Source organism: Nocardia sp. NPDC019395 (genome assembly GCF_040632335.1).
Lineage (GTDB): Bacteria > Actinomycetota > Actinomycetes > Mycobacteriales > Mycobacteriaceae > Nocardia.
The window spans coordinates 1,547,313-1,566,456 of record NZ_JBEYBT010000001.1 but is presented as its reverse complement, the minus strand read 5'-3'; the positions used below and the strand labels follow the sequence as shown (position 1 = coordinate 1,566,456).

General features: G+C 67.6%; 15 protein-coding genes. 7 read left to right on the top strand and 8 right to left on the bottom strand.

The features are described from left to right. Positions 1-7 precede the first annotated feature (7 nt). The 5 genes from ABZ827_RS06470 to ABZ827_RS06450 form a co-directional block, all read right to left on the bottom strand. The gene (locus ABZ827_RS06470; protein WP_357233429.1) at positions 8-1,654 is read right to left on the bottom strand and encodes an ABC transporter; all 1,647 of its coding nucleotides are present in this window, start codon (positions 1,652-1,654) and stop codon (positions 8-10) included. After that, positions 1,651-3,120 carry a glycosyltransferase gene (locus tag ABZ827_RS06465; protein ID WP_357233427.1) on the bottom strand — a complete coding sequence of 490 codons (1,470 nt, stop codon included), beginning with the start codon at positions 3,118-3,120 and terminating at the stop codon, positions 1,651-1,653. The genes ABZ827_RS06470 and ABZ827_RS06465 overlap by 4 nt, the downstream gene beginning before the upstream one ends. Then, positions 3,117-4,565 (bottom strand): hypothetical protein, encoded by a 1,449-nt coding sequence (locus tag ABZ827_RS06460; RefSeq protein WP_357233425.1) that lies wholly within the window; start codon positions 4,563-4,565, stop codon positions 3,117-3,119. The genes ABZ827_RS06465 and ABZ827_RS06460 overlap by 4 nt, the downstream gene beginning before the upstream one ends. A 6-nt stretch (positions 4,566-4,571) precedes the next feature. Beyond that, a complete protein-coding gene (locus ABZ827_RS06455) occupies positions 4,572-6,530 on the bottom strand; it encodes a hypothetical protein (protein ID WP_357233423.1) in 1,959 nt (652 codons plus the stop codon). 108 nt (positions 6,531-6,638) lie between these two features. Next, entirely contained in the window at positions 6,639-7,352 is a 714-nt protein-coding gene (locus ABZ827_RS06450) for a TVP38/TMEM64 family protein (RefSeq protein WP_357234558.1), read from the bottom strand. Between the two features lie 353 nt (positions 7,353-7,705). Here ABZ827_RS06450 and ABZ827_RS06445 point away from each other — a divergent pair, with 353 nt between their 5' ends. The 3 genes from ABZ827_RS06445 to meaB are packed head-to-tail and all read left to right on the top strand — an operon-like array spanning position 7,706 to position 12,854. Further along, the gene (locus tag ABZ827_RS06445) at positions 7,706-9,580 is read left to right on the top strand and encodes a methylmalonyl-CoA mutase family protein (protein WP_357233421.1); all 1,875 of its coding nucleotides are present in this window, start codon (positions 7,706-7,708) and stop codon (positions 9,578-9,580) included. Further along, positions 9,580-11,865 carry a methylmalonyl-CoA mutase gene (gene scpA, locus ABZ827_RS06440; protein WP_357233419.1) on the top strand — a complete coding sequence of 762 codons (2,286 nt, stop codon included), beginning with the start codon at positions 9,580-9,582 and terminating at the stop codon, positions 11,863-11,865. The genes ABZ827_RS06445 and scpA overlap by 1 nt, the downstream gene beginning before the upstream one ends. Next, positions 11,862-12,854 carry a methylmalonyl Co-A mutase-associated GTPase MeaB gene (gene meaB / locus ABZ827_RS06435; RefSeq protein ID WP_357233417.1) on the top strand — a complete coding sequence of 331 codons (993 nt, stop codon included), beginning with the start codon at positions 11,862-11,864 and terminating at the stop codon, positions 12,852-12,854. Before scpA ends, meaB begins: the two co-directional genes overlap by 4 nt. Before the next feature lie 12 nt (positions 12,855-12,866). On the opposite strand, the gene ABZ827_RS06430 is transcribed toward meaB, so the two are convergent. The 3 genes from ABZ827_RS06430 to ABZ827_RS06420 all read right to left on the bottom strand — a co-directional run bounded on the left by ABZ827_RS06430 (position 12,867) and on the right by ABZ827_RS06420 (position 15,768). After that, entirely contained in the window at positions 12,867-13,688 is an 822-nt protein-coding gene (locus tag ABZ827_RS06430) for an amidohydrolase family protein (RefSeq protein ID WP_357234555.1), read from the bottom strand. Positions 13,689-13,806: 118 nt separating this feature from the next. Next, positions 13,807-14,877, bottom strand: a complete 1,071-nt coding sequence (locus ABZ827_RS06425) for a nucleoside hydrolase (RefSeq protein ID WP_357233416.1) — start codon at positions 14,875-14,877, stop codon at positions 13,807-13,809. A 120-nt stretch (positions 14,878-14,997) separates the two neighbouring features. Next, a complete protein-coding gene (locus ABZ827_RS06420) occupies positions 14,998-15,768 on the bottom strand; it encodes an MHYT domain-containing protein (protein ID WP_357233414.1) in 771 nt (256 codons plus the stop codon). 442 nt (positions 15,769-16,210) lie between these two features. Between ABZ827_RS06420 and ABZ827_RS06415 the strand changes: the two genes are divergently transcribed. From ABZ827_RS06415 to ABZ827_RS06400, 4 genes are all read left to right on the top strand, one after another. Next, positions 16,211-16,441, top strand: a complete 231-nt coding sequence (locus tag ABZ827_RS06415) for a hypothetical protein (RefSeq protein ID WP_357233412.1) — start codon at positions 16,211-16,213, stop codon at positions 16,439-16,441. 119 nt (positions 16,442-16,560) lie between these two features. Beyond that, a complete protein-coding gene (locus ABZ827_RS06410) occupies positions 16,561-17,454 on the top strand; it encodes a Sir2 family NAD-dependent protein deacetylase (RefSeq protein ID WP_357233410.1) in 894 nt (297 codons plus the stop codon). 114 nt (positions 17,455-17,568) lie between these two features. Continuing rightward, the gene (locus ABZ827_RS06405) at positions 17,569-17,982 is read left to right on the top strand and encodes a YjbQ family protein (RefSeq protein WP_357233408.1); all 414 of its coding nucleotides are present in this window, start codon (positions 17,569-17,571) and stop codon (positions 17,980-17,982) included. Positions 17,983-18,009: 27 nt separating this feature from the next. Further along, positions 18,010-19,071 (top strand): Gfo/Idh/MocA family oxidoreductase, encoded by a 1,062-nt coding sequence (locus ABZ827_RS06400; RefSeq protein ID WP_357233406.1) that lies wholly within the window; start codon positions 18,010-18,012, stop codon positions 19,069-19,071. Positions 19,072-19,144 lie beyond the last annotated feature (73 nt).

Genomic DNA, 19,144 nt, shown 5'->3' with positions numbered 1-19,144 from the left:
TTCGCGTTCATCGGGACCGGACACGGTACAACCGCCAGACCGGTTGGTCGTCGCCGTCGTTGGGGATCTCCAGTTCCAGAGTCGCTATTTCCGCACCGGTTTCGTAGAGCGTGGGGTACCGGACATTGACGGCGTCGGAGGCGCCGCGGCCACTGTTCGGGACGGCCAGGATGTACTGGACCCCGTATGCGGCAGGGTCGTTGAGGATCGTGATGAAGTCCTGATCGGAGGGGATGATGTAGGTGTGCGGCCGGTCGGTCGCCGTGTACACCGCGAATCCGTAGACCGTATCCATCAGGACCGACGAGTCCGGCAGGCCGAGATCGTCGATGTACCGTGCCAATTCGCGTTCGGTATGGAACGAGGCGATGATGCGCCGCTCCTCGGAGCGGGTCGCGGAGGTGTCGTCCGGGGCCGGGAACACGATCTCCTGCAGGGCGTACTGCTGGACCGAAAGAGTCGGCGACATCATCAATGCGCCGGTGACGATCGGGGTCGCGATAACCAGCACCGTCGCGAATACGGCCGGCGTGAGTGCCCGGCCCCCGGTGATGACCGGGCGTGGCCGGCGGTGGCGGCCCGGTCGCCGGGCGGGGATCGTGCCCCGGGCCGGCACCAGCTGGCAGGCCAGGACGATCATCAGCGGTATCGCGCTGATGTAGAAACGCAGGAAGGGGAAGGTCGTTCCGGTCATATAGTTGCGTGTCGCGAAGACCAGTACCGCGCCGAAGACGATGCCCGCGGCCAGGACTTCGGGGTCGCGGCGGCGCCACGACAGGACCAGACAGACCGGGATCAGGATGGGCAGCACCGGCCCGAGGAGTATTGTCTCGCTGATCGAGAACAGCAGTCCGTAGAGCGGCCCGTGGATCGCGCCGGTGCTGCTCTGCGCGACGATGCTCAGGTTGCCGTAGGTGGAGGTGAACTGCTGGAACGGTTCTCCGGTGATCAGCCAACTCGTGACCGTCCAGACCACGAATGCCACCCCGGTGGGTGCCGCCACGAGCAGTGCGTCCATCGCCGCATCGGTGATCCGGAACCGGCGCGGCCCGCGGGCCCTCAGCTCGGTCACAGTGGCGACGAACAGCGTGACACCGGCAGCGGCCGGAAGCGCGTCGTACCGGGTCAGATAGGCGAGGGCGAGAGCGAGACCGGCGAGGCACAGATCGTGGACGTCGTCGGTGTGCAGCCAGCGGATCAACCGGCGTGCGGTCCAGCACAGCAAGAAGACGAAGGGGGCCTCGCTCATCCCGTTCGCCGCGTAGAAAACGATCATCGGGTTCAGCGCGAAGATCGCCGTCAGCACCCAGATCAGCCAGGTCGGCGCGCCGCGATCCGCGCAGATACCGCGTATCTGTACGACCGCCCCCGCCATGAACGGCGCCGACATGAGAACGCCGGTGATGTTGAAGGAGGTCAGCGCGGGCCACCAGTGGCTGAGCAGGACGACCGGTAGCTGCAGGACGGTGGTCAGCGGGGTGAAGATGAAGCCGATGGCGGCCAGGTGGGGATCGCGGCTGAACAACACGCTGCGCGCGGCCGCTACCCGGCTCAGCGAGTCGCCGAGAATATAGTGCGGTTCGATGGCCAGATACAGCCCGGCTGCCACATATACGGCCGTGGCGAGTGCGAACAGCCAGCGCGAGGTCCTCATTGCGGCGGTCCCGCCGGCCCCGGTCCGTCCGCGCCGGGCAATCCGTGGAAGGTCTTCTCCCAGTACGACGGTTTGCTGATGAGCTGGTACACGCCCTTGATCGCGGCGACACTCATCAGCACCCAGTAGAGCGGCGTGGTCAGCGCCGCGAGCAGCAGTACGGTCAACCGGCTTTCCCGGCAGGCGACCAGGTTCATGTACATCACCGCCGTATTGCCGAACACCAGACAGAACAGGGCGGGAAAGTAGATATACGGCGGGAACTGATCCTGGACGGCGTGCGGCTGGCCGAGCAACCACGCCAGGGTGATCAGCCAGAAGAGCATGTTCAGGCAGGCGATGAGCGGTGTACCGGCGAGCAGCGTCGTGAAACGCGCGAAACCGATCGGACCGAGCATCCGCCACAACCGGACCGGCCGCCGCATATGTACCAGCCAGGTCTGCAGATAGCCCTTGTACCAGCGGGAGCGCTGCCTGATCCAGTTGATCGGGTCGCTGTTGGCTTCTTCCCAGGTGACGGAGTCCAGAACGGCGGTACGGTAGCCGCTCTCGGCGATCCGGACGCCCAGGTCGGCATCCTCGGTGACGTTGAACGGATCCCAGGCGCCTATCTCGTCCAGAACGTCGCGCCGGAGATGATTGGAGGTGCCGCCCAGCGGGATCGGGGCATCACCGCGCATCAGGCCCGGCAGGATGAAACCGAACCACAGCGCGTAGTCGGCGGTGAACCATGCCGTGAGCAGGTTCTGGCCGCCGTTGTGGAAGGCCAGCCGGGCCTGGACGCAGGCGGTGTCGGCGGGCAGCCTGCCGAAGGCGACCGCGGCGCGCCGCAATTGCAGAGGATCGGGCCGGTCCTCCGCGTCGTAGATGGTGACGATCTCGCCGGTGGCGAAATGCAGGCCGAAATTACAGGCTTTGGGTTTGGTCCGCGGATCAGCAGGGGGGACCTCCACGATCTGCAGTGATCCGGGTGCGTCCACGGCCCGGGCCGCCGTGATGGTGGCCTCGTCGTCGGCCTCGAGCAACAGCAGTATCTGGAGTTTGTCCGCCGGGTACCGGAACGCGGCGAGGTTCTCGATCACCGTCGCGATCACCTCCGGCTCCCGGAAGGCGGGCACCAGGATGGTGTAGGTGGGTAGCGCGTCGTCGCCGACCGCGTCCGCCTCGGCGGCGGTGACAGTCACGATGCTGCGGCCGTCCAGACCGCGGAAGAAAAGGATGAGGCGATCGACGAGCGTCCACACGTACGCGGCGGTACAGACCACGGTGATCGCGATCAGGGTTTGTATCCGGGCGAAAACCGCGCCCAGGACGAGCGCGACCAGCAGGCCGACGAGCACCCAGCGCTGCCAGGGAACCACCACTCGGGCGGCGGATACCTCGGGGCGTTTCTCCCGCAATCCGTGCACGGCATCGTGCAGGGCCGTGGCCACCGGATCGGTCCGGCCCGGCTGCTCGTCGTTCACCACTGCTGCACCTCCACGAGCTGCCGGCCCAGCGTTTCGAGTAGATCGGCGTCCTTGAACTCCGGGTCGGTGGCCGTGACCGCGGAGACGCCCCGGGCGAGGAGGGCGATCATCGCCGAGGCCGTACCCGCCACGGACGGCGCCGGCGGCAGGAAATAGGCGTCGGGTTCGTGGTTGTCGACGGTCATCACCGTGACCCGCTGGATATGGGCAGAATCCCGCCGCCAGATGAAGGTGAGGTAGTTCCAGGTGAGGTGAATACGCTCGTCGACGACCGAATACATCGTCCCGACGAGATCGCGTCCGAGCGGGACGGAACGGGGCGGGTTGCTGACCCGGGCGTAGCGCATATCGTAGGTGACCAGGGTCGGGGTGACATCGAGGGCCGCGCCGTAGCGGACGGTGAGCAGGTCGATCTGCGCCGTGCGATCGCGGCCGAGGGTATCCCAGAGTGGATTCGGTTCGAGCGTGCGAATTGTCTGCCGCAGGAAGGTCGAATCATTGCTGTAGAAGTGTTGCGGCCAGTCGAACGCCCGCAGGTCCGTCTGGCGCCAGCCCGGCGGGACCGCCAGCCCTGTCGCCCCCTGATACCGCGGTCCGGCGCCGATATTCTCGCTCGACATGGCCGGCATCGGCGCCACCATGATCAATAACGCGGCCGCGGCGACCACGCCGAGGACATACCACGGGTTGTCCGGACCGCCGCCGATCGGTGGCGCGGTATCGGCGGGCAGCGGCGTTTCGCGCAGGAGCAGGGCGCAACCAACGACGACGAGAGCGGTCACCGGGACGACACCGCCCAGGATGACCGAGATGCGGATATCCGGAAACCGTTGCGTGAGAACCACGAAGACAACGCAGTCGAGGGTGACCGCCAGCGCGCTGACCCAGGCCACGCGGCGCCGGCCGCGGTGGAAACCGTAGGCCAGGGTGATCGCCGAGGCCACGATCAGCACCAGCGAATACGCGAACAGGCCGCCGCCGAGCGCGACAGCGACGAGCCGGTAGACAACCGGATTGACGACCAGCAGGAGCACCCAGACTTCCCAGTAGCGCATGGTCGCCCGCATCCCGAACAGCAGGACGGCGCCCGATATCACGAACAGGATCAACGCGAGCACATCGAAATGGAAGAGCTCGTAGAACGGGGCGTAGCGGGGGAGCAGTAACCGTTGTACGAACAACGCGACGATGAGGCCGATGAGGCCGACGATGACATCGGTTTCCCGGTCGTGGATCGGCAGGACCGGTTTCCGGCGCCGTCGCACACCGAGCATCAACGCCAAGGCCAGCAGCGGCAGTATGAAAAGGTAACCGATCGAGGTGCCCTCGCCCCCACCTCGCCAGATATCGGCCAGGGTGCGCCGGAACGCCAGCGCGGTGAGGACCAGTAATAACGTCCAGCGGACCGCGATGCGCGTGACCGGTACTGCGGTGCGGCGCATGGCCGATCAGTGCCGGTTCGCCGGGCGGAGACCGCGCGCCGCGAACCACAACGCGACGACTAGTCCGACGGCCAGTAGGACTCCGGCGACGATGAGCACGGTGCGCATCGTCCCCGAGATCGATGCTTCGTTACCGGTCTCCGATGGCGTGGTGGGCAGGCTGTAATCGGTGGGTGCGCGCCCGGCGGCGGTGAACAGGACATCGCCGGACAGGGAATACCAGCCATCGGGCCGGTCGGCCAGCCAGTTCAGGGTGCGGTCGAGTTCGCCGGGGCCGGCGTTGCTGGTGGCCACCAGCAATTGGTGATTGCCGTCGTAGTAGCTCTGCAACGAGGCGAACCGGAGGTCGGGTGAGAGTTGCAGCTGGGTTGTAGTGCCGTCGTCTTCGGTCAGCTGCAGCCGGGTGTCGTCCGTTTTGCCGAGGGGCGGTGTGACGCCGTCGGGCGTCTGCCCGTCGGCCATGATGATGATCGCGGGCCGGGTGCCCGATACTGCCTCGGGCAAGGGGGTCCATCGTGGGTCGAGCCGGGTCGAGGTGAGTGACTGCAAACCGGTCGTCAGGCCGACCGCCCGGCTCAGATCGTCGAAACCCCCGGAGGTGGCGGCCACATCGACCGCCGGGAGCAGACTCTGCGGAAGCGCCTGGAATCCGCGAGGCGGACCACCTGGTGCGGTTTCACTGGTGACCTCGCTGCCGGGCAGGATCGTGAGCGTCAGTGGCTGATCGGTACCGCAGCGGCCGGTGTCACCGGTAGTGCGCAGGGTGACCTGTACCGGTGTACTGCGCTGCAGGACGTCATCAGGGATATCGATCCAGCGGTCGATCTGCCCGGACGACTCCGCGGCCCAGGTCGCGAGTTCCCGGTCACCCGCGGTGACGGTGATCTGGCCCGCCTGACTGGGTGGTAGCGGTGTGTAGTGCCCCTGCAGCTTGATCCGGATATGCCCGGAAGGCCGGCCGAGCCGGGACTGGTCGAGCGCGAACCGGACGCTGACCTCCGCATGTGAACTCGCGTCGAGGGTGCCCACCCCGAGCTGCCCGAGGGTGGTGGTATCCGGTGCCAGGATCGGTGCCTGGTCGAGCGACCCCGCGACGGCGCGGCTGCCGACCGCGAATTCGGAAACCTGGCTGGTGATCAGCCGGATCTGGTCGAGGAGCGCCTCGCCGTCACCGGTGACATACAGTGCCGGGGGCCCGGCCGCCGGGCTCAGCGTTGTGGCGGCCTCGCCGGCGGCTCGGATGGCGACCGAGCGACTGAACGGGCTGTCCGGTTCGGTGACCGACCCGTCCGGGGATATTCTGCGCAAACTCACGCGGACCGGCTGGCTCCCGTAACGGGCGACGACGGCGGTGGACAACGACAGGGCAGCGGTCGACTCGAGGTCGGACGGTGTATCCGGGACGTATACCCGTAGCTCCTGGAGGATGGGTGGCAGGAAATCGGCGAGGACGGCCGGTATCTCGGGGGTCCCGGAATAGCCCACCCGCATATCGCGCAGTACCGCTCCGTGATCGAACCAGTCGTCGGGGCAGCGGCCCTCGGCCGGATAAAGATTCGTGTGCAGAGTGATGGTGGCCGCCTGCTCGTCCACCGCTACCTCGTCCAGCGGCAGGGTCACCGGCACCCGGGTGGCCGGGCCCGCAGGGAGGTCGGCGTGCGCGATGAAGCGATTCCCGGATTCGATATCGATGGTTGCGCGCTCCAGATCGGCCGGGAGATCGACCGCCATCGTGAGTTCGGTGGGGGTCGTACCGGCCGGCACCGGAATCGTCAGGTCCACCTCGTCGTCGTCGCGCATGGTGATCGGATCGCCGAGGCCCAGATCCCGGGCGGAGAATTCCGTTGCCGCACCCGCCGCGGATTCGGCACCATCCGGCGGTTGCGCGGGCCCGGTTCCGGAAACGAGCACGAGGAGGGCGAGCACGGCCCAGCAAGCAGACAACGAGCGTACGAGAATCCGCATGGGCAGGACCCCTCAGCTATTCAGCGGCGATATAGCGGACGGATCCGAAATATCGCTGATTCCGCGCGTCAACCCTGGCTGGGGAAATGGTAACTGAGACAGTGGCAGCTATTGTTCAGCAACAACTGTGCGCGCGTTGCGTCCCGAATCGTCAGTGCGGTCCCGGTCGGCGACGGCCGGGGAATCGTGTGCGGCCGGCTTCCAGCGCTGGTCGATGAACAGGCCGATCGAACCGGCGGCGATACAGGCGAGCGATATGACCACCATGGCCGGGTGGGTGCCACCGGTCAGCGCGTCGGCGAGAACCACTGTCGCTGCCGTGCCGGGCAGGATCCCGATAACGGTGGCGCCGAGGTAGGGCCAGAAGCGGATCGAGGACAACGCGCAGGTGTAGTTCACCACCGAGAACGGTGCGAAGGCGATGAGACGGAGCGCGCCCACGGCGAGCCAGCCGCGGCGGCGTAGCCGTTCGTCGACGAGCCGCACCGAGGGATGGTCCAGATAGGGGGCGACCCGGTCGCGGCCGAAAACGCGCACCAGGAGAAACGCGGCCGCGGCGCTCAGTACCGACGCGGCGACCGCCACCGCGAGACCGACGACGGGGCCGAACAGCAATCCCGATGCCACGGTGAACACGGTGCGCGGAACGGGGGCGATGGTGACCACGGTGTGCGCGGCGAAGAACACCAGCGGGAAATAGGGACCGGCTTCTTCGGCCCATTCCTGGATCTGGCGGGGGTCGGGCAGTGGGGTCAGCAGGGCCGCCGCGCAGACGACCGCGGCGAGGCACAGCAGGAGGACCAGCCGCCGGTCGCTGAGCATACGGGACACCGCGGCGAGATTACCTGGTGTTATCCGGGTCGCGCCGATCGGTGCCGAGGCCGGCCGGGATCGCGGCGACCGAATCGCGTGTCGTGATGCCGGGTGCCCGGGTTCCGTGCGCCGGGGCAAGTTAACAGTCAGCATATGTTCGTGCCCCGTGACGGTTGGCAAATCGGCGCGAGGTTACTCATTGGTAGCGGTGGCCCCGGGCATGCGGTTCCGGGCTCCCCGCTAGCATCGGAGGGGCGGGCTGAATGCCCGTTAACCAAAGTGTTCGCTGAGCTGGGCGGATACCAAGGTACCCGCGCACGCAGGTGGTGCGCTTGTACTGGAACGACAAGAGGGAACAGGGTATGCCGATTGCTGCAGAGCCCGCGGCCGGAGCTGATCCGTCCTCGTCCGCGGTGCCCGATTATCCCGCCTGGCGCAAGGGTGTGGCGGGTGTGCTGGCCAAGGCCCGCAAAGTGGATGCGGCCGAACTCGGTGCGGAACCCGAAAAACTGCTGACTCAGTCCACCTATGACGGACTGAGTGTCGCGCCGCTGTACACGCGCCGCGACGAATTGCCCGAGGAGCCGCTGCCCGGCGCCTACCCGTTCGTTCGCGGTGGTGACGGTGCGCGCGATGTCCACCGGGGCTGGTTCGTGAGCACCCGGATCGGGGCGACCGATCCCGCTGCCGCCAATCAGGAGATCGTGAGCGGGCTGGAGAACGGCCTGAGTGCCGTCGAGCTGACCGTCGGCACCGGCGGCCTGCCGCCCAGCGGCCTCGCGACCGCGCTCGACGGCCTGCTCCTCGATCTGGCGCCGTTGAGCCTGCGGGCCGGTGCCGCGGCGGCCGACGCCGCTGCCGCGGTACTCGCCGTCGTCGACGACTATTCGGCGACCGAACGGGCGGATATCCGGGTCTCCTTCGGTGCCGCACCATTGACCAGCGCATTCTCCGGTGCCGAGGATCTCGGCGTGGACGAGACCGTCCGCCTGGCAGGTCTCGTGGCACAGCGGCCGGAAACTCTCCGCGCGATCACCGTGGACGGAACGGTCTTTCACGATGCGGGCGCATCGGACGCCCAGGAACTGGGCGCGGCGGTAGCCGCCGGACTCGAATACCTGCGGGTGCTGTCGGCGGAGCTGCCGGTGCCGGAGGCGCTGCGCCAGCTGGAGTTCCGTTTCGCCGCCACCGACGACCAGTTCGCCACCCTGGCCAAATTCCGGGCCGCCCGGCGCCTCTGGGCCCGGGTCGCGCACGCGCTCGGCGCGCCCTCCGAAGGCGCCGCCCCGCAGCATGCGGTGACCTCGGCGGCCATGATGAGCCGGCGCGACCCCTGGGTGAATCTGCTGCGCACCACCCTGGCCGCTTTCGGGGCCGGAGTGGGCGGGGCCGATACCGTCACCGTGCTGCCCTTCGATTCGGCGCTGCCCGCCGGGGAACTCGGCGTCTCGGCGGCGTTCGCGCAGCGGATGGCTCGTAACACCCAGCTGCTGCTGCTCGAGGAATCCCACCTCGGGCATGTCCAGGACCCGGCCGCCGGATCCTGGTATGTCGAGAGCTTCACCACCGACCTCGCCGCCACCGCATGGGAATTCATGCAGGAGATCGAAGCCGCCGGTGGATACCGGGCGGCTCTGGACTCCGGTTGGCTCGCCGAGCGGATCGATACGACCCGCACCCGGCGGCAGGACGATATCGCCCATCGCCGTACCGCGGTCACCGGAGTCAGCGAATTCCCGAATCTCGCGGAGGCGCCCCTGTCGGAGGCCGCACTCGCCGCCGGGCCGGGACAGCGTTACGGGGCGGATTTCGAATCATTGCGCGATCGGTCGGATGCGTACCTGGCAGCGCACGGTTCACGGCCGAAGGCGCTGCTGGTGCCGCTGGGTACCGTCGCCGAACACAATGTGCGGGTCACCTTCGTCGCCAACCTGCTGGCGTCCGGCGGTATCGAATCGATCAACCCGGGCCCGCTCGCCGGTGACGAGATCGCCGCGGCGGCCAGGGATTCCGGCGCGGCCATCGCGGTTCTGTGCGGTACCGACGCCCGCTACGGCACGGACGCCGCCGCGGCGGTGGAACAACTGCGCGGCGCGGATGTGGGGACGGTGCTGCTGGCCGGGCCCGAGAAGGTGCTCGCCGCTATCGACGAAGCCCAGCGGCCGGACGGGTTCCTGGCGGCCCGTATCGATGCGGTGACCGCCCTGACCGCCCTGCTGGAGAAGGTGGGAGCCTGATGACGACACAGCGAATCGAGCAGGTGATCGGCAGTTTCGCCGAGGTACCGCTCACCGAGCCCGGTTTCACGCCGGAACCGGCCGGCGACAGCGCGCGGGATGCCTTTGTGCAGGCCTCCGCGGCCGCCAACAACTACGCCCCCGAACAGCTGGTGTGGTCGACGCCCGAGGGTATCGACGTCCCGCCGGTCTTCACCAGGGCCGACCGTGACGCGGTGGCCGCGGCGGGATTCCCGCTCGACAGTGTTCCGGGTATCGCGCCGTTCGTGCGCGGGCCGTATCCGACCATGTACGTGAACCAGCCGTGGACCGTCCGGCAATACGCGGGCTTCTCGACGGCCGCGGATTCCAACGCCTTCTACCGGCGTAATCTGCAGGCCGGGCAGAAGGGTCTGTCGGTGGCCTTCGATCTGGCCACCCACCGCGGCTACGACTCCGATCATCCGCGGGTGCAGGGTGATGTCGGGATGGCCGGCGTCGCCATCGACTCCATCCTGGATATGCGCCAGCTCTTCGATCAGATCCCGCTCGACCAGGTCAGCGTCTCGATGACCATGAACGGCGCGGTGCTGCCGATTCTGGCGCTGTACGTGGTAGCTGCGGAAGAACAGGGCGTCGCGCCCGAGCAGCTGGCCGGAACGATTCAGAACGATATTCTGAAAGAGTTCATGGTCCGCAACACCTACATCTATCCGCCGAAACCGTCGATGCGGATCATCTCCGATATCTTCGCCTACACCAGCGCGAAGATGCCGAAGTTCAATTCGATCTCCATTTCCGGCTACCACATTCAGGAAGCCGGAGCGACCGCCGATCTGGAGCTCGCTTACACCCTCGCCGACGGCGTGGAATACCTGCGGGCCGGTATCGACGCGGAAATGGAGATCGATAAGTTCGCCCCCCGGCTCTCGTTCTTCTGGGCCATCGGGATGAACTTCTTCATGGAGGTCGCCAAACTCCGCGCGGGCCGGTTGCTGTGGAGCGAACTGGTGGCGAAATTCGATCCGAAGAACCCGAAATCGCTCTCGCTGCGTACGCATTCGCAGACTTCGGGATGGTCGCTGACCGCGCAGGACGCGTACAACAATGTCGCCCGGACCTGTATCGAGGCGATGGCGGCCACCCAGGGTCACACGCAGTCCCTGCACACCAACGCCCTGGACGAGGCGCTCGCGCTGCCGACCGATTTCTCGGCCCGGATCGCGCGCAACACCCAGCTGCTCATCCAGCAGGAGTCCAACACCACCCGGCCGATCGACCCGTGGGGTGGTTCGTACTACGTGGAATGGCTGACCCACCAGCTCGCGGAACGCGCTCGCGCGCATATCGCCGAGGTGGAGGCGCACGGTGGAATGGCGCAGGCCATCGGCGAGGGTATCCCGAAGCTGCGAATCGAGGAGGCGGCCGCTCGCACCCAGGCGCGGATCGATACCGGCCAGCAGCCGGTGATCGGCGTCAACAAGTATCAGGTCACCGAGGATCACGAGGTCGAGGTCCTCAAGGTCGAGAATTCGCGGGTGCGCGCGGAGCAGATCGAGAAATTGCGGCAATTGCGCGCCGACCGCGACCAGGCTGCCGTGGAACGCGCGCTGGCCGAATTGTCCAGGGCAGCGGGCTCTTCCGAGGGCGGTATGGCGAACAACCTGCTGGCGCTGGCCATCGACGCCGCCCGCGCCAAGGCCACCGTCGGTGAGATCTCCGACGCCCTGGAGAAGGTCTACGGCCGCCACCAGGCCGAGATCCGTACCCTGTCCGGTGTGTATCGCGACGAGGCCGGCAAGGTCACCAACATCACGACCGCCGGCGATCTGGTCACCGAATTCGCCGAGGCCGAAGGGCGCCGGCCGCGCATCCTGGTCGCGAAGATGGGCCAGGACGGGCACGACCGGGGACAGAAGGTGATCGCGACGGCCTTCGCCGATCTCGGGTTCGACGTCGATGTGGGCCCGCTGTTCCAGACCCCCGAAGAGGTGGCGCGCCAAGCCGCGGACAACGATGTGCACGTCGTCGGTGTGTCCTCGCTGGCGGCCGGTCACCTCACGCTGGTGCCCGCCCTGCGGCAGGCGCTGGCCGATGTCGGCCGGCCCGACATCATGGTCATCGTCGGCGGTGTCATTCCGCCCGGTGATTTCGACGAGCTCTACGCAGCGGGTGCCGCGGCGATCTTCCCGCCGGGGACGGTTATCGCGGAGGCCGCGATCGATCTGCTGCGCAAGCTGGGTGCCGTGCTCGGCCACGAGCTCGGTTCGGGTGCTTCCGGATCCGAGGCGAATACGCAGGGATGAATCCGCGCGCCATCGATATCGACGCGCTCGCGCAGGCGGTCCGCTCCGGTGAGCGGGCCGCCCTCGCCCGGGCGATCACGCTGGTCGAATCCACTCGATCCGATCACCGGGACCAGGCGCAGCAACTACTGCTGCGGTTGACCCCGGAAGCCGGTGCGGCACTGTCGAACCGGGTCGGCATTACAGGTGTGCCCGGGGTCGGGAAATCGACCTTCATCGACGCTCTCGGGATGAGCCTGATCGCGGAGGGACATCGAGTCGCGGTGCTGGCGGTGGATCCGTCGTCCACCCGTACCGGCGGCTCGATCCTCGGCGACAAGACCCGGATGGCGCGGCTGTCGGTGGAGGCGAACGCCTTCATCCGCCCCTCGCCGACCGCCGGGACGCTCGGCGGGGTCGCGAAGGCGACGCGCGAGACCATCGTGCTGCTGGAGGCGGCCGGATACGACGTGATCCTGGTGGAGACCGTCGGCGTCGGCCAGTCCGAGGTGACGGTCGCGAATATGGTCGATGTGTTCTGTTTCCTCACCCTGGCCCGCACGGGTGACCAATTGCAGGGCATCAAAAAGGGTGTGCTCGAGCTGGCCGATCTGGTCGCGGTGAACAAGGCCGACGGCAAACACGAGATCGAGGCCAAGGGCGCGGCACGCGAACTGGCGGGGGCGCTACGGCTCATCCATCCGCATGATGCGCTGTGGCGGCCGCCGGTCCTCACCATGAGCGGTCTGGAGGGGACCGGGCTGGAGAAGTTCTGGCAGACGGTGCTGGACCACCGGCGAGTGCTCACCGACGCGGGGGAGTTCGCCGAGAAGCGCCGCCGGCAGCAGATCGACTGGACCTGGACGATGGTGCACGACCAACTGCTGCGCAGGCTCGCCGACAATCCGAAGGTGAAAGCGATCCGTGGGGAAGTAGAGGCGCAGGTGCGGGACGGCAGCCTGACCGCCGCACTGGCCGCCGGGCGATTACTGGACGCCTTCGACAGCTGAGGAGCTGCCCGGCTACTTCAGGCCGAACAGTTGCGCTGCGGCGCCGTAGCAGACCGCGCGCAGCCATTCGTCGCCGAGATCGAGACGTTCCAGTGCGTGGACGCCGTGGCGGTACGGGTACGGGATATTCGGGAAATCGCTGCCGAACATCATCCTGTCGCCGTGGTCGGCCAATCGCTGCCGGTCGGCGGGCGGGAACGGGGCGGTGTCCTCGGCGAAATCGGTGAAGGCCATGGTCGTATCGAGATGGACGCCGGGATAGCGGTCGGCGAGGTCGAGGAATTCCCGGTACTCCGGCATGCCCATATGGGCGACGATCAAGGGCAGCCGGGGAAATCGGCGGAGGAGCTCGGCTATCGGTTCCGGGCCGGTGAATGCGCCGGGCGCGGGCCCGGAGCCGCAATGGATCACAGTCGGGACCGCCGCGTCACTCAGTGTGCCCCAGACGGGTTCGAGCAGCGGATCGCGGGGATCGTAGGCGCCGACCTGAATATGCGCTTTGAACACACGCGCGCCCGCGTCGAGCGCGGCCGGGACATAGCCGGCCGCGGCCGGCTCCGGAAAGAACGTCGCGGTGTGCAGGCAGTCGGGAACCTCGGCGGCGAATTTCGCGGTCCAGTCGTTGAGCCACGCCGCCATATCCGGGCGGTGCGGATACACCAGGGCGGTGAATGCGCGGATCCCGAACCGGCGCAATGCGTCGAGCCGCACGGTTTCCTCGTCGCGATAGGTGATCGGCCACGGGCGGCCGGTGAGCGGACCGGCCGCATCGAAATACGCCCAGACCTTGCGCAGCACCCGGTGCGGCATGAAATGGGTGTGGACATCGATCATTCCGGGAAGACCGAGCCGCTGCCGGAACTCCGCCAGATACGTCTCGTCGGCCGGGATCTCGGATTCTCCGGAAACGGTCACTGGTTCTCCTGGGGCGGTCGGGTGATGGGTGCGCCGGTCACCCGGGTTCGGCGGCGATTCGCTCCGGGGCGGGGTCGCCGGGACAGCGAGCGCGGGCGTAGTCGCCGATGCGGGCGATGAGGCGATCGAAGAACCGGTCGGGATCGGTAGCGACGACGATATCGGCGTTGGGCGGGCGACCCCACATACCTGCCCAGTCGGCAACGGTGGTGGCGCGGGTGAGCGTTCCGGTGAGCTCCACGTCGACCGTCGCGGGCCGGGTGCGGGCCAGTGCGGGATCGAGGGCGACGGCCGCGGCGAACGGATCGTGCATATGGGCCAGATAGCCGAGGTCGTAGGAGTGGTGAAAATCGAAGTAGAAGCGGACGGCGTCGGTGAGATGCCGGACGATCGGATTACTTGCCGCGGATCGGGCCTCGGACGGGTCCTCCGGTGCGACGGTTTCGACCGGTACGCTCCCGGCTCGTTCGGCCAGCCGGGCCAGATGTACGGGCCGCATCTCGATGGTTTCGGTGATATCGAGCGCGCAGACGAGCGGGCGGCGATCCGCCGGCGCCGCGGAGAAGGCGTCGAAGACGAGCTTCGCGGCTTCGGGGTCGACATGGATGTTCCACTCATTGGTGGGTGTGGTGTTCCCGGGATGGTTGAAAGCGCCGCCCATGATCACCAGGCGGCGCAGCAGCCGCGGGAGCTCGGGTTCCGCCCGCAGGGCGAGGGCGAGGTTGGTGAGGGGACCGGTGCACAGGCCGATCAGTTCGCCCGGCCGCTCGCGTACCAGGTCGACCCACATGCTCGCGGCGCTGCGCGCCGAGACGCGCCGGGTCGGAATGGGGAGTTCCGCATAACCGACACCGTGCGGTCCGTGGGTGTCCTCGGTGGTGCGCAGTGGTATCTCGAGCGGATCGGCCGCACCGAGGGCCACTTCGATATCCGGGGCGCCCGCGAGTTCGAGCCATGCGAGATTGTTGATCGCCACCTGCGCTGCCGGCACGTTTCCGGCGGTGGCCGCGATACCGGCGATCTCGGCGTCCGGACTGGCGAGCAGGTACAGCAGGGCGAGGGAATCGTCCACCCCGGTATCGACGTCCATGATGATCCGCTGCGGCACTCCCTGAGCGTAGCGAGACCGGGGCGGGGCAGAACGGCCGCCACCCACGCCGGGTCCGTGCGGGCAGACGCGGCGCGATCACGTCACGTGACGCACTTTGGCCAGGGGGGCTAGGACTGCTCAGTCCCGGGTGGGCCAGTAATGGTCTGTGGCGGGCCGGCGGGTGAGAGGCGCCGCGCCGCCTACCTCGGTGAGACCCAGGTGGAACAGCATGCCGACCGTCACCAGGCTGACACTCACGATCAGTGGTGTGAGCAGTTGCGCGGCTCCGGCTCCCGACGGTGGCATCTGGTGCTGGTGGTCGCCGATATGCATGGCGAACATTCCGGTGTAGTGCATACCTGCGACGGCGGCACCCATCACGAGGGCGGCGCCGAGCGTGGCCAGGGTGCCACGCACATTGAGGGTGAACCATAGTGCGGCGGTCGCGGCGACAACGGCGATGACCATGGACAGTGCCACGGTCGGCCAGTCGTATCCGATCTCCGCGTCGGTCTTCATCGCGTACATACCCGCGTAATGCATGGTGCCGACACCGATTCCGGTGACCACGCCTCCGATGAGCAGACCCTGAGTCCCCAGTTTGCGCTGCTGGGCCAGGCACAGGCCGAGCCAGACCACGACCATGGCGATCAGTGCGCTGGCCAGGGTGATGGGAACGTCGTATTTGATGGCCGCACCGTCGATCCGGAATCCGAGCATCGCGATGAAATGCATGACCCAGATACCTGTGCCGCCGATGGCGACGGACGCGGCGATGAGCCAGCCGTCGAAAATCGAACCGCCGCGGACACGGCTCATGCACCGTAGCCCGAGCAACGACCCGGTGAACGACATGACGTATGCGACCACGGGGGTTAGCCAGCCGTGGCTGAAGTGGTCGATCTCCACCAGTGGACCTCCTCGCTGGATGGAATACCGACCCCGCAACAGCGGAACACGAGCATTCCAGAATGTGAACGTGCAGGGAGTGAATTTAGAGGAGATATATAGTAAAAAACAAGGGCCCCAGAAGGGACATAGGCACATATGCGACACCCGGTCCGGCGACGGTCCCGGGAAAAGTGCCGCGCGTACGATCTCCGGACGCGGGAGGGCATTTCCGCTATCGATCGGCACCCGGCGGTGCTCAGGTAATTCCGCGCTGTTACTACCGAATACGGCCGCACAGTACTCCGGTCGGCCGGTCCCGGAACAGTCGCCCGGACTGTCACGGGATATCGGCGCGAGGCGGTCGGTGACCATATCGGCCGTGTGGCCGGGCTGGGGTTTTTCGGTTGAGCTGTGTTTCACCGGCCGTCGGCGTAGGCTTCGAGGAACTCGAAGGAGACCAATGCCTGGCATATCCAGCCGCCCTACACCCGTCGATCACGATCTACCCGACGCCGAACTGGCGGAGTTCGCCGAGATCCGAAGTGCCGAACGAGCCGAGGTCGCCCGGCGCAGCGCCGTTGCTGCCCGGATCGTCGCGGGACACGCTACCGACGCCGCCGATTGCCGTAACCTGCTGGCGATGCTCGGACTCGACGCCGAGGCGGGCAAACTCGCAGGTCTCCAGACCTGAACCCGGGCCGGCTGCCGGTACCGGCCGGAAGAACCGGCGCCGATACGGAATCGGTGGTCGTGCCCACGTAGGCCGGAGGGCCGGTGCGGCGCGGCCGGTGACGTACGTACCCTCGGAGCATGGTCGATTCGGTTCTGCTCAGCGCTGACCCCCCGATACGCTGTGCGGATCTCGTCGACGATCTGTTCGAGGTGATCGGTGACCGGCGGATGGTCGTACTCACCGGTGCGGGGATCTCGACCGACAGTGGAATCCCCGACTACCGCGGGCCCGGCTCACCGCCGCGCAACCCGATGACCTACCGGCAGTTCGTGGGCGATCCGGAATTCCGCCGACGGTACTGGGCGCGTAACCATATCGGCTGGCGATACATGGATGCCGCCCGCCCGAACCCGGGTCATCGCGCGCTGGCCGAACTCGAGCGGCGCGGTGTCGTCGCCGGGGTGATCACCCAGAATGTCGACCTGCTGCACACCAAAGCGGGCAGCAGGCAGGTGATCGATCTGCACGGCAGCTATGCCCAGGTCCGGTGTCTCGCCTGCGGTGCCCGCATCTCCCGGATGACCCTGGCCGAGCGGCTGGAACTGGTCAATCCCGGTTTCGCGGCCGCGTCGGTGACCGGACTCGAGGTGGCGCCCGACGCGGATGCGGTGGTCGAGGATATCGACGGTTTCCGCATGGTGGATTGCGAGCGGTGCGGCGGGCTGTTGAAGCCGGATATCGTCTACTTCGGGGAGAACGTGCCACTGGACCGGGTCGCGGCGGCTCAGGAACTGGTGGATACGGCCGAGGTGATCCTGATTGCGGGCTCGAGCTTGACGGTGTTGTCGGGCCGCCGGTTCGTCCATCGGGTCGCCCGCCGCGGCGGGACCGTGCTGATCGTCAATCGCGGCCCCACCCGCAGTGACAGCATGGCCGCCCGCACGGTGAATGCGGGTTGCTCGCCTGTTCTGGCCGGTCTCGCGGATCGTTTCGGGAATCGCCGGAACCCGGCGGCGCCCCGGGGCACCTGACCGGGTACGCGCGAGAGGCGAACGGAACCGCCGCGATGTCCCGGCCGCGTATCGACCGGCCCGCGGGTGCGTCGCGGCATGCCGGAACCGGGGGGAGTGCGTAACCTGCGCACTATGCGGAGCACACTGATCGCGGTACACACCGGCACCGCGGAGACGGTCCGGGATATCACCGGCGAATGCTCGGAATTCGCGCGTGCGGCCGGCGGCGACGGGTTGCTGCATATCTTCGTCCCGCACGCCACCGCCGGTGTGGCCGTGCTCGAACTCGGGTCCTACAGCGACGACGATCTGCTGGCCGCACTGCGTGAGCTGCTGCCGGCCGACGATCGCTGGCGGCACGCGCACGGGTCGCGCGGGCACGGGCGCTCACATGTGATGCCTGCCCTCATCGCCCCGTACGCGACCGTTCCCGTCCTGGACGGCGAACTCGCTCTGGGGACCTGGCAGTCCATCGCTCTGGTGGATGTGAACGTCGACAACCCCGATCGGCAGGTGCGGCTGTCGTTGCTGACCTCCGCGGCGTGAGGGCCGGATCCGGGTAACGTCGCCCGCATGAGCAGTCTCGGCGTGGCGATTATCGGGTACGGCTCGGCCGGGGCGGTGTTCCATGCCCCGCTGATCGCCGCTGAACCGCGTTTGCGGGTGGCCGCGGTGGTCACGGGGTCCGCGGAACGGTCCCGGCACGCCCGGGACACCCATCCCGGGGTCCGGGTTCTGCCCGACGCCGACGCCCTGTTCGCCGACCTGTCCGGTATCGATGTGGTTGTCGTCGCCGCCCCGAACCGCCTGCACGCCCCACTTGCGCACCGTGCCCTCGCGGCGGGTGTCGCCGTGGTGGTGGACAAGCCGTTCGCGGTATCCGCCGATGCGGCGGCCGAGGTCATCCGGGACGCTGCGGCGGCCGGTGGCCTCCTCACCGTTTTCCACAATCGGCGCTGGGACGGCGATTTCCGGACCGTCCGGCAGTTGGCGGACGAGGGTCGGCTGGGGCGGGTGCGCAGGTTCGAATCCCGGTTCGAGCGCTGGCGTCCGGTGCCGAAGAGTGGCTGGCGGGAAACGGGTACCGCGGCCGACGCCGCCGGCATCCTCTACGACCTGGGCAGCCATCTCGTCGATCAGGCGCTGGTGCTGTTCGGTCCGCCCACGGATGTGTACTGCGAGCTGGATATCCGGCGCCCCGGGGTCAGCACTGATGACGATATGTTCCTCGCGCTGACCCATGCCGGTGGTGTCCGGTCCCATCTGTGGGCCAGTGCGGTGGCGCCGCGGCTGGGCCCGCGGTTCCGGGTACTGGGTGAGGGAGCCGGCTACGAGGTCTACGGTCTCGACCCGCAGGAGGCCGCTCTGCGCGACGGCAGGAGTCCGGGCGACGGAAAGCCCTGGGGGACGGTGGATCCCGAGCGGTACGGAATTCTGGGTGCGGATCCGGACGGTGCGCCGGTTCCCACTCTGCCCGGCGATTACCTCGCCTTCTACAGCGGGCTGGCCGATGCGATACTCGACGGCGCGCCCGTTCCGGTGGACCCCCGAGACGCTCTGGCCGGTCTGCGGATTCTCGAGGCCGCCCGCGAATCGGCCGGTTCGGGCACGGTGGTGCGGATCCGATCCGAGTAGTGCGTTTCCGGGAAACTGAGGGCGGTACGCCGCAGTTTGTCGCGGGAAACGGCCGAACCCTATCCGAGAGCCG